This is a genomic window from Streptomyces sp. NPDC048172 (assembly GCF_043202595.1).
Taxonomy (GTDB): Bacteria; Actinomycetota; Actinomycetes; order Streptomycetales; family Streptomycetaceae; genus Streptomyces.
In genome coordinates this window covers 882,415-900,191 of the sequence record NZ_JBIDAT010000001.1, presented here as the reverse complement: position 1 = coordinate 900,191, position 17,777 = coordinate 882,415, and the positions used below count along the sequence as shown (strand labels likewise).

The following is a 17,777-nucleotide window of genomic DNA, read 5'->3' as shown; positions in this document are numbered from 1 at the left end:
TCTACGGGCTGCTCTCCGTGGAGGGCAGCACCTCCTCCTTCTCCGCCGCGAAGTGGCAGGCGGAGGGGTGGTGCGCGGGGTCGTCGGGGGCGGTCTTCGCGAGCGGTTCCGGCACGGCGAGCAGCGGCTCCTCCACCGCGCACCGCTCCTGCGCCTTCCAGCACCGGGTCCGGAAGTGGCACCCCGAGGGCGGATTCGCGGGCGAGGGCACGTCCCCTTCGAGGACGATCCGCTCCCGCCCCTCCCGCGCCTCGGGATCCGGCACGGGCACGGCAGAAAGAAGCGCCTGGGTGTAGGGGTGCGTGGGGTGCTCGTAGATCTGTTCGTCCGTGCCCAGCTCCACCATCTTCCCCAGGTACATCACGCCGACCCGGTCGGAGATGTGCCGGACCACGGAGAGGTCGTGGGCGATGAAGACGTACGAGAGCTCGAACTCGTCCTGGAGCTTGGCCATCAGGTTGACGACCTGGGCCTGCACGGAGACGTCCAGCGCCGAGACCGGCTCGTCCGCGACGATGATCTCGGGACGCAGAGCCAGGCCCCGCGCGATGCCGATGCGCTGCCGCTGACCGCCACTGAACTGGTGCGGATACCGGTTGATGTACTCCGGGTTGAGCCCGACCACGTCCAACAGCTCGCGGACCTTCGCCCGCCTGTCCCCCTTCGGCGCCACCTCCGGGTGGATGTCGAAGGGCTCACCGATGATGTCCCCGACCGTCATACGGGGGTTCAACGACGTATACGGGTCCTGGAAGACCATCTGGATGTTCCGCCGCACCGCCTTCAGCGCCCGCCCCGAGAGGTGGGTGATGTCCTCGCCCTTGTAGCGGATCGTTCCGGCCGTCGGGCGTTCCAGGTGCGTGATCATCTTGGCGACGGTGGACTTGCCGCAGCCCGACTCCCCCACGATGCCCAGGGTCTCGCCCCGGTGCAGGTCGAAGTCGACGCCGTCGACGGCCTTGACCGCGCCGACCTGACGGCGCAGCACGACACCCTGGTGCAACGGGAAGTGCTTGGCCAGGTCCCGTACTTCGAGGATCGGCTCCCCCGCCGCGTACGCGGTCTCCGCGCGGGACTTGGCGAGCAGCTTGCGCGCGGTCCAGCCCTCCTCGCGCGCCTCCTTCCGCCCCGAGTGGTCAGCGTGCATCGGCATCGAGCATCTCCTCCCAGAAGTGGCACGCGCTGGCGCGGTGCTCACCGGCCTCGTAGAGCGGGGGCTCGTCCGCACGGCAGACGTCCCGGGCCATCGGGCAGCGGGGGTTGAAGGCGCAGCCCGGCGGGATGGCGAGCAGGCTGGGCGGGAGGCCCTTGATGGCGTTGAGCTCGTGCCCCTTCTGGTCGAGGCGCGGGATCGAGTCGAGCAGTCCCCTGGTGTACGGGTGGGCGGGGGCGCGGTAGAGGTCGTGGACCGGCGCGGTCTCGACGATGCGGCCCGCGTACATCACCGCGATCTTGTCGGCGACGTCCGCGACGACGCCCAGGTCGTGGGTGATGAGGATGAGCCCCATGTTGAACTCGTCCTGCAGTTCGGCCAGCAGCTCCATGACCTGCGCCTGCACCGTCACGTCCAGCGCCGTCGTCGGCTCGTCCGCGATGATCAGCTCGGGGCCGAGCGCGAGGGCCATCGCGATCATGATGCGCTGCCGCATGCCGCCACTGAACTGGTGCGGATAGTCGTTGACCCGCTCCTTGGCCGCCGGGATGCGGACCCGCTCCATCAGCTCGACGGCCTTGGCCCTGGCGTCCTTGCGGGACATGCCCTCGTGGACGCGGAACATCTCGCCGAGCTGATAGCCCACGCTCAGCACGGGGTTCAGCGAGGAGAGCGCGTCCTGGAAGATCATGGCCATCTTGCGGCCCCGGATCTTCCGCCGCTCCTCGAAGGGGAGCTTCAGCAGGTCCTGGCCCTGGAAAAGGACCTCGCCGCCGGTGATCCTGCCGGGCGGCATGTCGAGGATGCCCATGATCGCCTGCGCGGTGACGGACTTGCCGGAACCGGACTCGCCGAGCACGGCCAGGGTCTCGCCCGCGTCGACGGTGTAGCTGACGCCGTTGACGGCCTTGGCGACGCCGTCCCGGGTGTGGAACTCCACGTGCAGGTCGTTGACTTCGAGCAGGGACATGGCGCCCTCACCTCAGCTTCGGGTCGAGGGCGTCGCGCACCGCGTCGCCGAGCATGATGAACGCGAGCACGGTGAGGCTCAGCGCGGCGGCCGGATAGAGCAGGATGTGCGGCGCGTTGCGGAACTGCATGCCTTCGGAGGCCGCCGAGATGTCGGCGCCCCAGGAGACGGTGGGCGGCTGGAGCCCGACGCCGAGGTAGCTGAGCGTCGCCTCCAGCGCGATGTACGTGCCGAGCGCGATGGTCGCGGTGACGATCACCGGCGCGACGGCGTTCGGCAGGATGTGCCGCACCATCATCCGGGTGTTGCTCGCGCCGAGGGCCCGCGCGGCCTGCACGTAGTCGTTCTGCTTGGCGGTGATCACCGAGCCGCGCGCGATACGGGCGACCTGCGGCCAGCCCAGCAGCACGATGAAGGAGACCACCGTCCACACCGAGCGGCTGCCCGTCATCGAGAGGAAGACCAGGCCGCCCAGGACGATGGGGATGCCGAAGAAGATGTCGGTGACGCGGGAGAGGATCGCGTCCCAGACGCCGCCGAAGAACCCGGCGAGCCCGCCGAGCAGGCTGCCCAGCAGCGCGACGCCGAGCGTGGAGCAGACGCCCACGGTCACGGACGTACGGGCGCCGTAGACGACCCGCGTGTACACGTCGCAGCCCTGGGTGTCGTAGCCGAACCAGTGGCCGTCGGTCGAGGGGTCCAGGGACTTGCCGAGGCGGCAGGAGAGGGGGTCGCGGGAGGCGATCAGGCTCGGCCAGAGCGAGATGAGCACGAGGAAGAGGATGAGCAGCCCCGCGATGATGAAGACGGGGTTGCGGCTCAGGTCGTGCCAGGCGTCGGACCAGAGGCTGCGGGACCGTTCGGCGGGCCCCTTGCCGGGCGGGCGCTCGCCGGGGCCCTCCAGCGTGCCGGCCTCGGTAGCGGCCAGCTCCATGGCGCCGCCGGGGCCTCCGATGGCGGGGCCCGACATGCCGGGTGGCTCAGTCATAGCGGATCCTCGGGTCGAGCACGGCGTACAGGAGATCGACGAGCAGGTTCGCGAGCAGGAAGACGATCACGAGGATCGTCACGAAGCCGACGACGGTCGGGGAGTTCTGCCGCACGATGCCCTGCCAGAGCTGGAAGCCGACTCCCTGGATGTTGAAGATCCGCTCGGTCACCAGCGCCCCCGCCATGAGGTTGCCGACGTCGGTGCCGAGGAAGGTGACCACCGGGATCAGCGAGTTGCGCAGCAGGTGCCGTACGGTCACCCGGCGCCTCGGGAGGCCCTTGGCGACGGCCGTACGGACGTAGTCGGCGCGGGCGTTCTCCGCGATGGACGTCCTGGTGAGCCGGGTGACGTACGCGAGGGAGACCAGCGCCAGCACCAGGCCGGGGAAGATCAGCTCACTGATGGGGGCCTCCGGGGAGACCGCCGGGCGGATCCATCCCCACTTCACCCCGAACAGGTACTGGCCGACGGTGCCCGTCACGAAGGTGGGGATGGAGATCACGACGAGCGAGAGCATCAGCACGCCGGTGTCGATGGGCTTGCCGCGGCGCAGCCCCGTGATCACGCCCAGCGTGAGGCCGATGACGACCTCGAAGACGATCGCGACGATCGCCAGCCGGACGGTGATGGGGAAGGCGTTGCCGATCAGCTCCGTCACCGGCTGGCCGTTGAACGCGTTGCCGAAGTCGCCGGTGAAGATCTTGCCCATGTAGAGCAGGTACTGCTGCCACACCGGCTTGTCGAGATTGAACTCCTCGCGCAGCTGGGCCGCCGTGGCGGGGTCGGGGGCCCGGTCGCCGAACATCGCGTTGACCGGGTCCCCGACGGCGTACACCATCACGAAGATGAGAAAGGTGGTCCCGATGAAGACCGGGATCATCTGGAGCAGTCGTCTGATGACGTAGCGCCCCACCGCAGGTCACTTGACCTTGATGTCGGTGAAGACCGGGACCGAGAAGGGATTGAGCTTCACACCGCTGACGCGGTCGGAGTAGCCCGCGTTCCCGTTCTGGTACCAGAGGGGAATGGCGGGCATCTCGTCGAGGACGATTTTCTCCGCCTGCTGGAACTTCGCGATGGCGGCGCCCTCCTCCGACTCGTTCGCCTGGTCCATGAGCTCGTCGACCCGCTTGTTGGAGTAGTGCGAGTCGTTGGAGGAGGCGTCCGTGTAGTACAGCGGCTGGAGGAAGTTCTGGATGAGCGGGTAGTCCATCTGCCAGCCGGTGCGGAAGAGCCCCTTCATCTTCTTGCCGGTGACGTCGCTGCGGAACTCACCGAAGGTGGGGACGGGGTTGACGCTGCACGCGCTGTTCTTGCCGAGCGTGTCGTTGATGCTGTTGCAGACGGCTTCCATCCACTGCCGGTGCGAGCCGGTGTCCACGTTCGAGGTGATGGTGATCTTGCCGCCGGGCAGGCCCCCCGCGGCTGCGATCATCTTCTTGGCCCGCTTCGGGTCGTACTCGCACGCCTCGCCGCACAGCCCCTCCTTGAAGCCGCCGGCCTCCTTCAGGACGGGCGAGGTGAGGTCGGTCGCGGGCTCGCGGGTGCCGTGGTAGATCTTCTCGGTGACCTTCTCGCGGTCGATCGCCATCGAGAGGCCGCGCTTGACCATCTCCGCCTTCTTGCCCTTCCAGTTCTTGTCGTAGAGCGGGAAGGAGACGGTCTGCAGGATTCCGGCGGGCTGGTTGATGTACCGGCCGTCGAGGTCCTTCTTCGCGTTCTTGAGCTGCCCGGCGGGGAGTTCGTCGACGACATCGAGGTTCCCGGCCTGCAGGTCCGTGTAGCCGGTGTTCTGGTCGGTGTAGACCCGGAGCTCGACGCCCTTGTTCTTCGGCTTGTCGGGGCCCGCGTAGTGCTTGTTCTTCGACAGCTTCATGGACTGGCCCTTGATGTACGAATCCACCTTGTACGGGCCGTTTCCGATGGGCTTCTTCAGCCAGCCGTCGTGGTCCTTGAAGAACGCCTTCGGGAGCGGCGCGTAGGCGCTGTAGCCGAGAGTCTCGGGCCAGAGGGAGAACTTCTGGTTGAGCTTCACGGTGAAGGTGTTCTTGTCCTTCACCTTCAGCCCGGAGAGCTTCTTCGCCTTCGGCTTGCCCTTCTCGGGGTGGACCTTGTCGTAGCCGTCGATGTACTCGAAGAAGTACGAGTTGATCTGCTTGTTCGTGACCAGCGCGCCGTAATTCCAGGCGTCCACGAAGGAGTTGGCGGTGACGGGCGTGCCGTCGGAGAACTTCCAGCCCGGCTTGAGCTTCACGGTGAAGTTCTGCTGGTCGGTCGTGTCGATCGACTGGGCCACCGCGTTCTCGGCCTTGGCGGTCTCCGGGTTGTAGCGCTTGAGGCCGCGGAAGGTCATGTCGAGGACCTTGCCGCCCTGCACCTCGTTGGTGTTCGCGGGCTCGACCGGGTTCTGCGGGTCGGTCCAGAAGGCACGGACGACGCCCTTCTTCGTGCCCCCTCCCCCGCCTCCGCCGTCGTCGCCCCCGCCGCAGCCGGTGGCCGTCAGTGCGACCGCCACGGCACTGGCGACGGCCCATGTGAGGCGCGTGGCTCCGCGCATGAGGTGCCTCCCTGGTCCCGAGATTGTGACTCGGAACCAGATAACACCCTTTTGCCCCTATATGCCCGGTTCACCGGGCCACCGCTCCTCCCAATGGGGGGCCATGGGCGGTCCCGGCCGCCGGTGGCGCCGGTGACGCCGGTCTACGGGCCCGGGCGCGTCCCCCGCGCGAGGGCCGCCGCCTCCCCGCGCGAGGAAACGCCCAGCTTGCTCAGGATGTTGGTGACGTGGAACTTCACCGTCGACTCGCTGATGTGCAGCGCCGCCGCGATCTCCCGGTTGCGGCGGCCGAGCGCGAGCTGCTCCAGGACCTCCAGCTCCCGGGGATGCAGCCCGGCCAGGGGCTGTTCGGACGCCGACGCCGTCAGGGCCAGCGGCAGCGTGACCCGCACCGTCGTCCCCCAGTCCGGGACCGCGTCCACCGCCACCCCGCCGCCCAGCGCCGCGACCCGCTCCCCGTGGTGGCGGCTCAGCAGCGCGCCGCGGTCGAGCCGTCCAGGACCGTCGTCCCGCACCGCGGCGCACAGCACGTCCCCCTCGCCCTCCACCCACCAGCCGACATGCATCCGGGCGAGCCCCTCCTGCTCCCGCATCGCCAGCACCGCTGCCCGTACCGCGGCGCGCGCGGTGTGCGCCACGTCGGACGGCAGCGGGCGCGCGGTGCCGGGCGCGCGCAGGGAGAGCCGCACCGCGCCGTGCCGGAAGAGGGGACGCAGCTCGCGCACGAGCCGCTGGAACGCGTCGTCCGCGCTCTCCTCGCTCCACACGCCGTCCCAGTACGGCCGCTCACGGAGCCGGACCAGCGCGTCCACGGCCCGCTCTACGGCCACGCGGCGCGCCGTCGCGTCGTCCAGCGAGGAGGAGCGCAGCGCCGTGAGGACCCCGCCGAGCGCCGCGGCGTGCACGTCCGTCAGCTCCGCGACGAGCTGCGCCCGCGCCGCCGCGGCGGCCCCGGAGAGCGCGGTGCGCTCCGGGTACCCCTCGGCGGACAGCCGGTACGCGTACACGGTCGCCAGGTCCCACACCCGCTGCACGGCCGCCAGGACCGGGCCCGTCAGCGGGGCTGCGCCCACGTCGGCCAGCACCAGCAAGGCACTGCCGGTCCCCCGCGAGGTGGAGCCCACGGCGAGCACCTGCCTGCGCTCCCCGCCGAGCACCCCCTCGCCCTGCCACGGCTCGCCCGCCCGTACGTGCACGCTCAGCTCGCCCAGCTCGCGGCCGGTGATCCGGGCCGCCAGCGCGCCGTCGGTGCCGGTCGTCTGCTGCGGCGCGTAGGCGCTCACCTCGCTGAGCTGCGCGGCCACGGAGTGCGGCACCAGGCCGCCGAGCAGCTGCGAGGTCCGCTCCAGCAGGCCCTGCGGCGGCGTGTCCACCAGCTCGACGGCGCGGGCCAGCGCCTCCTCGGGGCTCGTCCAGGCTCGGTCCACCCCGCCACCGTACGGCCGTACGGGCGGCGGCGGACTCGACCTACGGGCAGGTGGAACCGGCCGTACGGCGGGGCGGGCCGCCCGTACGGCGGGGAGAGGGTGAAGGGGTCAGCAGCGACGGTACGACCGCCGGTACGACCGCCCGACCCATCGCGTCCGGAGGACACTCCCCGCCATGCCGAGCACCACAGACACCACGGCCCCCGTCTCCGTGAAGGCCATCGCCTTCGACCGCTACGGCGGCCCCGACGTCCTCGCCCCGGCCACCGTCGAAGTCCCCGGGCCCGGCCCGGGACAGATCCGGATCGCCGTCCGTACGGCCGGGGTCAACCCGCTCGACCACAAGATCCGCCGCGACACGGTACGGGAGCACTTCGTGGTGACGCTCCCCCATGTGCCCGGCATCGAGGCCGCCGGGGTCGTGACGGCCACCGGGCCCGGGGTGACGGACCTGTCCGTCGGGGACGAGGTCTTCGGCCGTACCGTCACCGGCTCCTACGCCGGGCAGGCGCTGGCCGAGGCCCGCCATGTGGCCCGGCGCCCGGCCACCCTCGGCTGGGCGGAGGCCGCCGCCGTCCCCACGGCCGCCGAGACCGCCCACCGCTGCCTCCATGAGCTGGAGGTGCGGAAGGGCGAGACCCTGCTGCTGCACGCCGCCGCGGGCGGGGTGGGCATCCTGGCCACCCAGTTCGCGGTGGCGCGCGGCATCCGCGTGATCGGCACGGCGAGCGAGGCCAACCACGGGCTGCTGCGCGAGCTGGGGGCCGAGCCCGTGGCCTACGGGGAGGGGCTGGGCGCGCGCGTACGCGCCCTCGCCCCCGACGGTGTGCACGCCGCACTCGACGGGGCGCAGCGTGGGGGCTCGCTCGCCCTCTCCGTCGAGCTGGCCGGTGGCACCGGGCGGGTCGTCGCCATCGCCGAGTACGGGGAAGCGGCCCGGCACGGCGTCCACTTCTCCGGCGGCAGCGACCTGGACCTGATGGGCCCCGCACTTGAGGAGGCCCTCACCCTCCACCGGACGGGCACCCTACGACTGCCGGTCCACGGCCTCTACGCCCTGGCGGACGCGGGCCTCGCTCATGAGGAGAGCGAGCGGGGGCATGTGCGGGGCAAGCTGGTGCTGGTAGTGACCTAACGAGAGTGCCCGACCCCAAACGCAAGAGGGTGCCCCCTCAGGGGCACGGACCTGTCTTCGTTTCGCGGCTCCGCCGCGTGGGCGCGACCGGTTCAAAACTTCGGGGCTTGCCCCTTCTCCCTCAGGGGCACGGGGCTGTGTCTGACTTGCGGCTCCGCCGCGTGGGCGCGACGGGTCCAAGACTTCGGGGCTTGCCCGATTAGGGGCGCGGGGAACTGCGCGACAAGCCCCCACGCGGGCGCGGCCCGCGAAGCACAGCCCGGGGCACCCCGAACCCGGCCCAGTTGCGCGGGGCACCCGGCGCAGGGGGCTGCGCTTGCCAACCCTGCGCCTTGCGCAGACTTCCCAAGCACAGCGGAGGGAGAAGCACAGGCTTCCCAAGCTTCGCAGGGCGGAGGGAGCAGACTTCCCAAGCACAGTGGGGCGGAGGGAGAAGCGCAGGCCTGCCAAGCACAGCGGGTGGAGGGCGGAGCAAGGGTGCGCCCCTGAAGCGGGGGCCGGAGGGGTGGCTTCAGGGGCGCGGGGGACTGTGCGGGCAAGCCCTAATCGGCGGTCGAGGTCACCACCGCGCGCTCTTCCGCGAAGTGGCAGGCCGACTCGTGGGCCGCGCCGCCCGTCGCGCTGGACGGAACGGCCAGCAACGGGACCTCGGTCGCGCACCGTGCCTCCGCCTTCCAGCACCGCGTGCGGAACCGGCACCCCGAGGGCGGATTCGCGGGCGAGGGCACGTCCCCTTCGAGGACGATCCGCTCCCGCCCCTCCCGCGCCTCGGGGTCCGGCACGGGCACGGCGGAGAGGAGCGCCTGGGTGTAGGGGTGCGTGGGGTGCTCGTAGATCTGTTCGTCCGTGCCGATCTCGGCCATCTTGCCGAGGTACATGACACCGACCCGGTCCGAGATGTGCCGGACGATCGACAGGTCGTGCGCGATGAACATGTACGACAGGCCGAACTCGTCCTGCAGCTTCTCCATCAGGTTGACGACCTGGGCCTGGACGGAGACGTCCAGCGCCGAGACCGGCTCGTCCGCGACGATGATCTCCGGGCGGAGCGCCAGGCCCCGCGCTATTCCGATGCGCTGCCGCTGACCACCGCTGAACTGGTGCGGATACCGGTTGATGTACTCCGGGTTGAGCCCCACCACGTCCAGCAGCTCACGCACCCGCCCCCGGCGGTCACCCTTCGGCGCCACCTCCGGGTGGATGTCGAAGGGCTCGCCGATGATGTCCCCGACCGTCATACGGGGGTTCAAGGACGTGTAGGGGTCCTGGAAGACCATCTGGATGTTCCGGCGGACAGCCTTCAGCGCGCGGCCCGACAGCCGCGAGATGTCCTCGCCCTTGTAGCGGATCGTCCCCGACGTCGGCCGTTCCAGATTCATCAGCAGCTTGGCGACCGTGGACTTGCCGCAGCCGGACTCGCCGACGATGCCCAGGGTCTCGCCCGGGTAGAGGTCGAAGGAGATGCCGTCGACGGCCTTCACGGCGCCGACCTGCCGCTTGACCACGACGCCGCTCGTCAGCGGGAAGTGTTTGACCAGGTCCCGGACTTCCAGGATGGGCTCGGGGCGCTCAGCCATGGAGGGTCTCCTTCCAGAAGTGGCACGCGCTGCCGCGCCCCTCGCCGGCCTCGGCGAGCACGGGCAGGTCCGTGGTGCAGATGTCCTTCGCGACCGGGCAGCGCGGGTGGAAGGCGCAGCCGGTGGGCACGTGCGCCATGTTCGGCGGCAGGCCCTGGATCGCGTAGAGCTCCTTGCCCTTCTGGTCGAGCCTCGGGATCGAGTCGAGCAGTCCCCGGGTGTACGGGTGGGCCGGGGCGCGGTACAGCTCCTTGACGGGCGCGGTCTCGACGATGCGGCCCGCGTACATCACCGCGATCTTGTCGGCGACGTCCGCGACGACGCCCAGGTCGTGGGTGATGAGGATGAGCCCCATGTTGAACTCGCGCTGCAGTTCGGCCAGCAGCTCCATGACCTGCGCCTGCACCGTCACGTCCAGCGCCGTCGTCGGCTCGTCCGCGATGATCAGCTCGGGCTCCAGGGCGAGCGCCATCGCGATCATGATGCGCTGGCGCATGCCGCCGCTGAACTGGTGCGGGTAGTCGTTCACCCGCTCCTTGGCGGCCGGGATCTTCACCCGGTCCATCAGCTCGATCGCCTTGGCCTTGGCCTGCTTGCGGCCCATGCCCTGGTGGACGCGGAACATCTCGCCGAGCTGATAGCCCACGCTGAGCACGGGGTTCAGCGAGGAGAGCGCGTCCTGGAAGATCATGGCGATCTTGGCGCCGCGCAGCTTGCGCCGCTCCTCCCGGGACATCGTGAGCATGTCCCGGCCCTGGAAGAGGATCTCGCCCTTCGGGATGCGCCCGGGCGGCATGTCGAGGATGCCCATGATCGCCTGCGCGGTGACGGACTTGCCGGAACCGGACTCGCCGAGCACGGCCAGGGTCTCGCCCGCGCGGACGTCGTAGTTGACGCCGTTGACGGCGTGCACAACGCCGTCCCGAGTGTGGAAGTCGACGTGCAGGTCACGCACGTCGAGCAGCGGCTGGTTGTCCTGGTTGTCACTCATGGTGTCGCGCCTCCCTCAACGGCTCTTGGGATCGAGGGCGTTGCGCACCGCATCGCCGAGCATGATGAACGCCAGGACGGTGATCGACACCATGATGGCGGGGGAAATCAGGATGTGCGGGGCCGTGCGCAGGGCGTCCTTGCCCGCCGCGACGTCGATGCCCCAGGAGATCGCGGGCTCCGAGAGGCCGATGCCGAGGTACGACAGGGTGGCCTCGGCGCCGATGTAGCCGCCGAGCGCGGTGGTGGCGACGACGATGACGGGGGCCAGCGCGTTGGGCACGATGTGCCGGAACAGGATCCGGCTCGTACTCGCGCCGAGCGACCGCGCCGCCTGCACGTAGTCCTGCTGCTTGACGGTGATCACGGCGCCGCGCGCGATACGGGCCACCTGCGTCCAGCCAAGGAAGAGCAGCGCCGCGATGACGACGTAGACCTTCCGCTCGGCGAAGGTGGTCAGCACGACCATGGCGCCGAGCATGAAGGGGATGCCCTGGAAGATGTCGGTGATCCGGGACAGGAGGCTGTCGAGCCAGCCGCCGAAGTATCCGGCGAGCATGCCGATCGTGCCGCCGACGATCGTGACGAGCACGGTCACGGAGATCCCGACGATCACCGAGGCGCGCGCGCCGTGGACCATGCGGGCCCACACGGAGCGGCCCTGGCCGTCGTAGCCGAACCAGTCGGCGGCGAAGAAGTGGCCGTAGTTCGGGTCGCCCTGGAAGTGCTTGGTCAGGTCGCCGTCGCGGGGCGAGGCGGAGGTGAAGAGGCCGGGGAAGGCCACCATCACCAGCAGCACGACGATGAGCACCGCCGAGATCAGGAAGAGCGGGTTGCGCCGCAGGTCGCGCCAGGCGTCGGACCAGAGGCTGCGGCCCTTGACCGGAGCGTTCTTCTGGGGTGCCGGGGTCGCGGAGGCCGTGGCCTCGGGAAGCGTTGCGGTCTCAGGCATAACGGATCCTCGGGTCCAGGACCGCGTAAAGCAGGTCGACGATCAGGCTGGCGACGAGGTAGACGATGACGATCAGCGTGACGATGCCGACGACCGTCGAGCCCTCGCGGCGGTTGAGGGCCTCGAAGACCGCGTTGCCGATGCCGTGGACGTTGAAGATGCCCTCGGTGACGACCGCGCCCGCCATCAGCGAGCCGACGTCGGTGCCGAGGAAGGTGACCACGGGGATCAGCGAGTTGCGCATCAGGTGGACGCCCACGACGCGGCGGCGCGGCAGCCCCTTGGCGATCGCGGTGCGGATGTAGTCCGCGCGCATGTTCTCGGCGACGGACGTACGGGTCAGCCGGGTGACGTACGCCAGGGAGAGCGCGGCGAGCACGATCGCGGGGAGGAAGAGCTGACCCCAGGCCTCCGAGTCCTGCACGGTCGGGGTGACCCAGCCGAGCTGGAAGGCGAAGACGTACTGGAAGAGGAAGCCGAGCACGAAGCTGGGGACCGAGATCAGCAGCAGGGTGAGGAAGAGGACGGCCCGGTCGAGGGCCTTCTCCGCGCGGAGCCCGGCGACCAGGCCGAGCAGGATGCCCGCGACGACGGTGAAGACGAAGGCGAACAGCGTCAGCCGTACGGTCACGGGGAACGCCTGGGCGATGACGTCGGCGACCGGCCGCTGGCTGGCGATCTGGGTGCCGAAGTCGCCCTGGAAGAGCCCGCTGAGGTAGTTCCAGTACTGCTGCCACAGCGGAAGGTCGAGGCCGAGCTGGTGCTTGAGGGCCGCCATCTGCGCCGGGTCGGCCGACTGCTCGCCCCACAGGGCCTTCACCGGGTCGCCGGGCAGCGCGTACATCATGCAGAAGATCAGCAGGGTTGACCCGATGAAGACCGGGATCATCTGGAGCAGTCGCCGCGCGACATAGCGCCCCATGGTGCCTCCGTAGGGGGGTTAAGGCGTGCGCCCCGTGGCCGCGCGCGGTGCGGCGCGGCCACGGGACGTACGGGTGCGCGCGGGAGCTACTTGACAGTGACGTCCGTCATGACGACGTCGCCGCGGTAGTTGACCTTGACGTTGTCGACGCCGTCGGTGTGGACGACGTTGGCGGCGTAGTCCCAGAGCGGGATCGCGGGCATCTTCTCCACGATCCGGCGCTCGGCGGCCTGGTAGTCCTTGACCGTGTCCTTGAGGCTGCCGGCGTTGTCGCCCTTCTCGAACATGCCGTCGATCTCCTTGTCGGAGAACTTGCCGTAGTTCGTCTGGGCCTTCGTGCCGTACAGCTCCTTGAGGAAGTTGACGTTCAGCGGGTAGTCGGCCACCCAGCCACCGCGGTAGAAGGACTTGACCTTGTCCGCGTCACGGTCGTCCAGGTCGGTCTGGAAGTCCGGCTTGGAGTCGCCGACGCACTCGATGCCGGTGGCCTTGCGGATGGACTCGCAGACCGCGGTCACCCACTCCTTGTGGCCGCCGTCGGCGTTGAACTGGATCCAGAGCTTGTTGCCCGGGACGCCGCCGCCGTCCTTGATGAGCTTCTTCGCCTTCTTGGGGTTGTAGGTGAAGATGTCGGTGTCCAGCTTCTGGTAGCCCTGGACCAGGTCGGGCATGAAGCCGGTCGCCGGGACGCGGGTGCCCTGGAGGACCGTCTTGGTGATCGTCTTGCGGTCGATCGCCATGGAGAGACCCTGCAGCACCTTCGGGTCCACGTCCTTGAAGGACTTGGAGTAGAAAGCCGGCGTGATGCTCTGGGTCGCCGCGTAGGGCTTGTCGATGGCCCGGTTGCCGAAGTCGGCCTTGCGCTTGGGCAGGTCCTTGGGCGCGACCTGGGGGCTCATGTCCAGGTTGCCGGAGAGCACGTCCTGGTAGGACGCCTCGTAGCCGGAGTACGCCTTGAACTGGATGCCCTTGTTCTTGGCCTTGTTGTCGCCCTTGTAGCCCTTCCAGGCCTTGACCTGGATGAGCTTCTTGTGGGTCCACTTCTGGAAGGTGTACGGGCCGTTGCCGACGGGGCTCTGGCCGAAGCGCTTCGGGTCCTTGAAGAAGGCCTTGGGCAGCGGGGCCCAGGTGTAGTAGCCGAGCTTCTGCTTGAAGTACGACACCGGGTGGGTCAGCTCGACGGTGAAGGTGTGGTCGTCGACGACCTTCAGGCCGGACATCTTGTCCGTCTTGGCCTTGCCCTTCTCCGGGTGGACGTCGTCGTAGCCCTTGATGTCCTCGAACCAGAAGCTGTTCTGCTGGTTGTTGGCGATGTTGGCGTTCCAGTTCCAGGCGTTGACGTAGGAGTCGGCCGTGACCTCCTCGCCGTTGTGGAACTTCCAGCCCTTCTTGAGCTTGATCGTCCAGGTCTTGGAGTCCTTGGTGGTGACGGACTCCGCGTTGGCGTTCTTGAGCTTGCCCGACGGGTCGTACTTCACCGGGCCGGTGAAGAGCGACTCGATGGCGTAGGCGCCCTGGCTCTCGTTGGTGCTGGCCGGGACGAGCGGCTTCTGCGGCTCGTTGACGTTGATCGAGACATAGCCCTCGGGCTTGCCCGAGGCGGAGGACCCGCCGCTGCCGGACCCGCCGCCGCACGCCGTGGCGGCCACGGCCACCGCTGCCGCCAGCGCCGACCACTTCATCGTCTTCGCACCACGCATGGAGCCTCCTCCTCAGGAGTCGTTCACCAAGGGAGAGGGGGCGGTGCGACAGGACCGACGACTCCGTCGGCCTCGCAACTCGCCCCCATGCTCGCGGAGTCGGCGCCGTCTACGGTGCGTGACCCATTAACCCGAGCTTTATGCGCCCACTATTGGCCAATACAGCCAGGTTGAACCAGAGATTCCGGATCACGTTTTGGTGAAGCGTCCGATAAACGGTGAACAAACTACCGCTAACCCGGACATTAAGCGGACATAAATTTCGCAGCTGTCCGGTATACGGACGCCCGGGCACGCAACAGGGGCCGCACCCGGAATGGGTACGGCCCCTGTACGGCCCCTGTGCGGAACGTCGTGCTAGCGGAGCGTCACCGCTTGGCGCGCGCGGCGGCGCGGGCACGCTCCTTCATGTCGAGGTTCACCTTGCGGATACGGATCGTCTCCGGCGTGACCTCGATGCACTCGTCCTCGCGGCAGAACTCCAGCGACTGCTCCAGCGAGAGCTTGCGCGGCGGCACCAGGTTCTCCGTCGTGTCGGCGGAGGCCGCGCGCATGTTGGTCATCTTCTTTTCCTTGGTGATGTTGACATCCATGTCGTCGGAACGGGAGTTCTCGCCGACCAGCATGCCCTCGTACACCTCGGTGCCCGGCTCGATGAAGATCGTGCCGCGCTCCTGGAGATTCATCATCGCGAACGGCGTCGCCTTGCCCGCGCGGTCCGCGACCAGCGAGCCGCTGTGGCGCGTGCGCAGGTCGCCGAACCACGGCTCGTGGCCCTCGAAGAGCGAGTGCGCGATGCCGGTGCCGCGGGTCTCCGTCAGGAACTCCGTACGGAAACCGATCAGGCCGCGGGACGGCACGATCCACTCCATGCGCACCCAGCCGGAGCCGTGGTTCGTCATGGTCTCCATACGGCCCTTACGGGTCGCCATGAGCTGCGTGATCGCGCCCAGGTGCTCCTCGGGCGCGTCGATCGTCATCCGCTCGATCGGCTCGTGCAGCTTGCCGTCGATCTCCCGCGTGACGACCTCCGGCTTGCCGACGGTCAGCTCGAAGCCCTCGCGGCGCATCGTCTCGACCAGGATCGCGAGGGCCAGCTCGCCGCGGCCCTGCACCTCCCAGGTGTCGGGGCGCTCGGTGGGCAGCACACGGAGGGACACATTGCCGATCAGCTCACGGTCGAGCCGGTCCTTGACCAGCCGCGCGGTGACCTTGTGGCCCTTGCCGCCCTTGCCGACCAGCGGCGAGTTGTTCGTACCGATCGTCATCGAGATCGCGGGCTCGTCCACGGTGATCAGCGGCAGCGCGACCGGGTTCTCCGGGTCGGCCAGCGTCTCGCCGATCATGATGTCCGGGATGCCGGCCACCGCGCAGATGTCCCCGGGCCCGGCCTTCTCGGCGGGCTTGCGGGTCAGCGCCTCGGTCATCATCAGCTCGGTGATGCGCACGTTCTGCACCGAGCCGTCGCGCTTCATCCAGGCCACGGTCTGGCCCTTCTTCAGCTCCCCCGCCTCCACGCGCAGCAGCGCGATACGACCGAGGAAGTTGTCCGCGTCGAGGTTCGTGACGTGCGCCTGGAGCGGCGCGTCCTCCTCGTACACCGGCGCCGGGACCGTCTCCAGCAGCGTCGTGAAGAACGGCTCCACGCTGTCGCTGTCCGAGGGCACCTCGCCGTCGGCGGGCTGGGTCAGCGAGGCGATGCCGTCCCGCGCGCAGGCGTAGACGATCGGGAACTCGATCTGGTCCTCGTCCGCGTCCAGGTCCAGGAACAGGTCGTACGTCTCGTCCACGACCTCCGAGATACGGGCGTCGGGGCGGTCCGTCTTGTTGATGCACAGGATGACCGGGAGCCGTGCGTCCAGCGCCTTGCGCAGCACGAAGCGGGTCTGCGGCAGCGGGCCCTCGGACGCGTCGACCAGCAGCACGACCGCGTCGACCATCGACAGGCCGCGCTCGACCTCACCGCCGAAGTCGGCGTGGCCGGGGGTGTCGATGATGTTGATGGTGACGGGGGTCCCGCCGTCCTTGGGGTGGTACTTGACCGCGGTGTTCTTCGCGAGAATGGTGATCCCCTTCTCGCGCTCCAGGTCGTTGGAGTCCATCACCCGGTCGTCCACCGACTCCAGCTGGTGGGCTGCGAAGGCTCCCGCCTGCTTGAGCATGGCGTCGACCAGAGTCGTCTTGCCGTGGTCGACGTGGGCGACGATGGCGACGTTACGGATGTCGTTGCGCGTGGGCACTGCGGCGCTTCTCCCGGGTTGATGGGGGTGGGGGTGCGTCCCCTCGCCGGGCTGATCTTCGCCGCGGCCTCGTCAACCATGGTACGGGCCCGCTCGAGACAGAGCCTCCGCGGGCATTTCCGGCCCCTCCTGGTACCCCCTCCCCGGGGGCCACCCCACACGGGGGCACGCCCCACCTCTCCCTCCGCGAAGCTTGGGAAGTCTGCTCCCTTCCCCCTGCTGAGCTTGGGAAGTCTGCGCAAGGCGCAGGGTTGGCAAGCGCAGCCCCCCACGCCGGGTGCACCGGCGAAAGAGCCGGGTTCGGGGTGCCCCGGGCCGTGCTTCGCGGACTGCAGCCGCGTCGTGGCTTGTCGCGCAGTTCCCCGCGCCCCTTAGGGAACAGGGGCAAGCCCTGACGCGCGGCGGAGCCGCAAAACAAGCACAGCCCCGCGCCCCTGGAGGGAACAGGGGCAAGCCCCGACGTCATGGCGGGGCACACAGCCCTGCACCCCTGGGGGTGCTCTCTAGCTGGGGTGCAGTCTTGTGAAGGCTTCTTGCAGGAGTGCTGAGCGGGACTTCTTCCCGTCGCTGCGGAGCCATTCCCTCGTCGACGACTCCAGCGCCGCCGCCGCGGCGGAGGTGAGCAGGTCGGCGGTGAAGGCGTCCAGACCAGGCCCGGCGCCGGACCGCCCGCGGAGGGCCGCCGCGATCTCACGGCGAGCCGACTCACGCCGCTGGGTCCAGCGGGCGTGCAGCGCGGGCGTCTCCTCGACCAGACGGAGCCGCGCGAGCCGCTCGGCGGAGGAGGAGATCCGCTCCTCCCAGGCGCACAGCACCACGCGCAGGCTCTCCCACGGCTCCTCCCCCTCGGGGCGGGCCCGCAGCTCGGCCGCGACCGCCTCGCCCATGGCCTCGGCGGAGCCCAGAACCATGTCCTCCTTCGTCGGGAAGTAGCGGAAGAGGCTCCGCTTGGACATCCCCGCCGCGCGGGCCACCTCGTCGACGGTCGTCTCCTCGAAGCCGCGCTCGGCGAAGAGCTCCAGCGCGAGCGCGGCCAGTTCGGCCCGGACGGCGGCACGGGTGCGCTCACGGAGACTCATGCCGCACAGTCTACTTTCGGTCTCCCATTGTCTAACCTGTCACCTGGTGACATATTCAGAGCGCTGATAACAAGAACGGAGGGC

14 protein-coding genes are annotated in these 17,777 nt (G+C 69.3%); 1 reads left to right on the top strand and 13 read right to left on the bottom strand.

Annotation, left to right across the window (positions count from 1 at the left end; all coding sequences use genetic code 11):
- Position 1: 1 nt before the first annotated feature.
- The 6 genes from ACGF3A_RS04090 to ACGF3A_RS04065 all read right to left on the bottom strand — a co-directional run bounded on the left by ACGF3A_RS04090 (position 2) and on the right by ACGF3A_RS04065 (position 7,098).
- Entirely contained in the window at positions 2-1,147 is a 1,146-nt protein-coding gene (locus ACGF3A_RS04090; RefSeq protein ID WP_393727129.1) for an ABC transporter ATP-binding protein, read from the bottom strand.
- The gene (locus ACGF3A_RS04085) at positions 1,137-2,123 is read right to left on the bottom strand and encodes an ABC transporter ATP-binding protein (RefSeq protein WP_393725531.1); all 987 of its coding nucleotides are present in this window, start codon (positions 2,121-2,123) and stop codon (positions 1,137-1,139) included. Before ACGF3A_RS04085 ends, ACGF3A_RS04090 begins: the two co-directional genes overlap by 11 nt.
- Before the next feature lie 7 nt (positions 2,124-2,130).
- Complete coding sequence (locus tag ACGF3A_RS04080) at positions 2,131-3,111, bottom strand: ABC transporter permease (protein ID WP_393725529.1); 981 nt, start codon at positions 3,109-3,111, stop codon at positions 2,131-2,133.
- Positions 3,104-4,027: an ABC transporter permease gene (locus ACGF3A_RS04075; protein ID WP_393725527.1), complete on the bottom strand. Its 924-nt coding sequence runs from the start codon at positions 4,025-4,027 to the stop codon at positions 3,104-3,106. Before ACGF3A_RS04075 ends, ACGF3A_RS04080 begins: the two co-directional genes overlap by 8 nt.
- A 6-nt stretch (positions 4,028-4,033) precedes the next feature.
- Positions 4,034-5,671: an ABC transporter substrate-binding protein gene (locus tag ACGF3A_RS04070; RefSeq protein WP_393725525.1), complete on the bottom strand. Its 1,638-nt coding sequence runs from the start codon at positions 5,669-5,671 to the stop codon at positions 4,034-4,036.
- Positions 5,672-5,814: 143 nt separating this feature from the next.
- Positions 5,815-7,098, bottom strand: a complete 1,284-nt coding sequence (locus ACGF3A_RS04065; RefSeq protein ID WP_393725523.1) for a LuxR C-terminal-related transcriptional regulator — start codon at positions 7,096-7,098, stop codon at positions 5,815-5,817.
- Between the two features lie 211 nt (positions 7,099-7,309).
- On the opposite strand from ACGF3A_RS04065, the gene ACGF3A_RS04060 reads away from it, so the two are divergent.
- Positions 7,310-8,233: an NADP-dependent oxidoreductase gene (locus tag ACGF3A_RS04060; protein WP_393727127.1), complete on the top strand. Its 924-nt coding sequence runs from the start codon at positions 7,310-7,312 to the stop codon at positions 8,231-8,233.
- A gap of 542 nt (positions 8,234-8,775) precedes the next feature.
- Here the strand turns inward: ACGF3A_RS04060 and ACGF3A_RS04055 are convergent.
- The 7 genes from ACGF3A_RS04055 to ACGF3A_RS04025 form a co-directional block, all read right to left on the bottom strand.
- Positions 8,776-9,810, bottom strand: a complete 1,035-nt coding sequence (locus ACGF3A_RS04055) for an ABC transporter ATP-binding protein (protein ID WP_393725521.1) — start codon at positions 9,808-9,810, stop codon at positions 8,776-8,778.
- A complete protein-coding gene (locus ACGF3A_RS04050; RefSeq protein WP_393725519.1) occupies positions 9,803-10,801 on the bottom strand; it encodes an ABC transporter ATP-binding protein in 999 nt (332 codons plus the stop codon). Before ACGF3A_RS04050 ends, ACGF3A_RS04055 begins: the two co-directional genes overlap by 8 nt.
- Positions 10,802-10,816: 15 nt before the next feature.
- Positions 10,817-11,752, bottom strand: a complete 936-nt coding sequence (locus ACGF3A_RS04045) for an ABC transporter permease (RefSeq protein WP_393725517.1) — start codon at positions 11,750-11,752, stop codon at positions 10,817-10,819.
- Positions 11,745-12,674, bottom strand: a complete 930-nt coding sequence (locus ACGF3A_RS04040) for an ABC transporter permease (RefSeq protein WP_393725515.1) — start codon at positions 12,672-12,674, stop codon at positions 11,745-11,747. Before ACGF3A_RS04040 ends, ACGF3A_RS04045 begins: the two co-directional genes overlap by 8 nt.
- Before the next feature lie 86 nt (positions 12,675-12,760).
- Positions 12,761-14,374 carry an ABC transporter substrate-binding protein gene (locus tag ACGF3A_RS04035; protein ID WP_393725513.1) on the bottom strand — a complete coding sequence of 538 codons (1,614 nt, stop codon included), beginning with the start codon at positions 14,372-14,374 and terminating at the stop codon, positions 12,761-12,763.
- A gap of 368 nt (positions 14,375-14,742) precedes the next feature.
- Positions 14,743-16,614, bottom strand: a complete 1,872-nt coding sequence (gene typA, locus ACGF3A_RS04030; RefSeq protein ID WP_393725511.1) for a translational GTPase TypA — start codon at positions 16,612-16,614, stop codon at positions 14,743-14,745.
- A 503-nt stretch (positions 16,615-17,117) separates the two neighbouring features.
- Entirely contained in the window at positions 17,118-17,693 is a 576-nt protein-coding gene (locus ACGF3A_RS04025) for a TetR family transcriptional regulator (RefSeq protein WP_393725509.1), read from the bottom strand.
- Between the last annotated feature and the right edge of the window lie 84 nt (positions 17,694-17,777).

Bases quoted from the DNA above. Each gene is read 5' to 3' on its own strand.
- ACGF3A_RS04090 (WP_393727129.1), bottom strand. From the start codon at position 1,147: ATGCACGCTGACCACTCGGGGCGGAAGGAGGCGCGCGAGGAGGGCTGG.
- ACGF3A_RS04085 (WP_393725531.1), bottom strand. From the start codon at position 2,123: ATGTCCCTGCTCGAAGTCAACGACCTGCACGTGGAGTTCCACACCCGG.
- ACGF3A_RS04080 (WP_393725529.1), bottom strand. From the start codon at position 3,111: ATGACTGAGCCACCCGGCATGTCGGGCCCCGCCATCGGAGGCCCCGGC.
- ACGF3A_RS04070 (WP_393725525.1), bottom strand. From the start codon at position 5,671: ATGCGCGGAGCCACGCGCCTCACATGGGCCGTCGCCAGTGCCGTGGCG.
- ACGF3A_RS04055 (WP_393725521.1), bottom strand. From the start codon at position 9,810: ATGGCTGAGCGCCCCGAGCCCATCCTGGAAGTCCGGGACCTGGTCAAA.
- ACGF3A_RS04050 (WP_393725519.1), bottom strand. From the start codon at position 10,801: ATGAGTGACAACCAGGACAACCAGCCGCTGCTCGACGTGCGTGACCTG.
- ACGF3A_RS04045 (WP_393725517.1), bottom strand. From the start codon at position 11,752: ATGCCTGAGACCGCAACGCTTCCCGAGGCCACGGCCTCCGCGACCCCG.
- ACGF3A_RS04040 (WP_393725515.1), bottom strand. From the start codon at position 12,674: ATGGGGCGCTATGTCGCGCGGCGACTGCTCCAGATGATCCCGGTCTTC.
- ACGF3A_RS04035 (WP_393725513.1), bottom strand. From the start codon at position 14,374: ATGCGTGGTGCGAAGACGATGAAGTGGTCGGCGCTGGCGGCAGCGGTG.
- ACGF3A_RS04025 (WP_393725509.1), bottom strand. From the start codon at position 17,693: ATGAGTCTCCGTGAGCGCACCCGTGCCGCCGTCCGGGCCGAACTGGCC.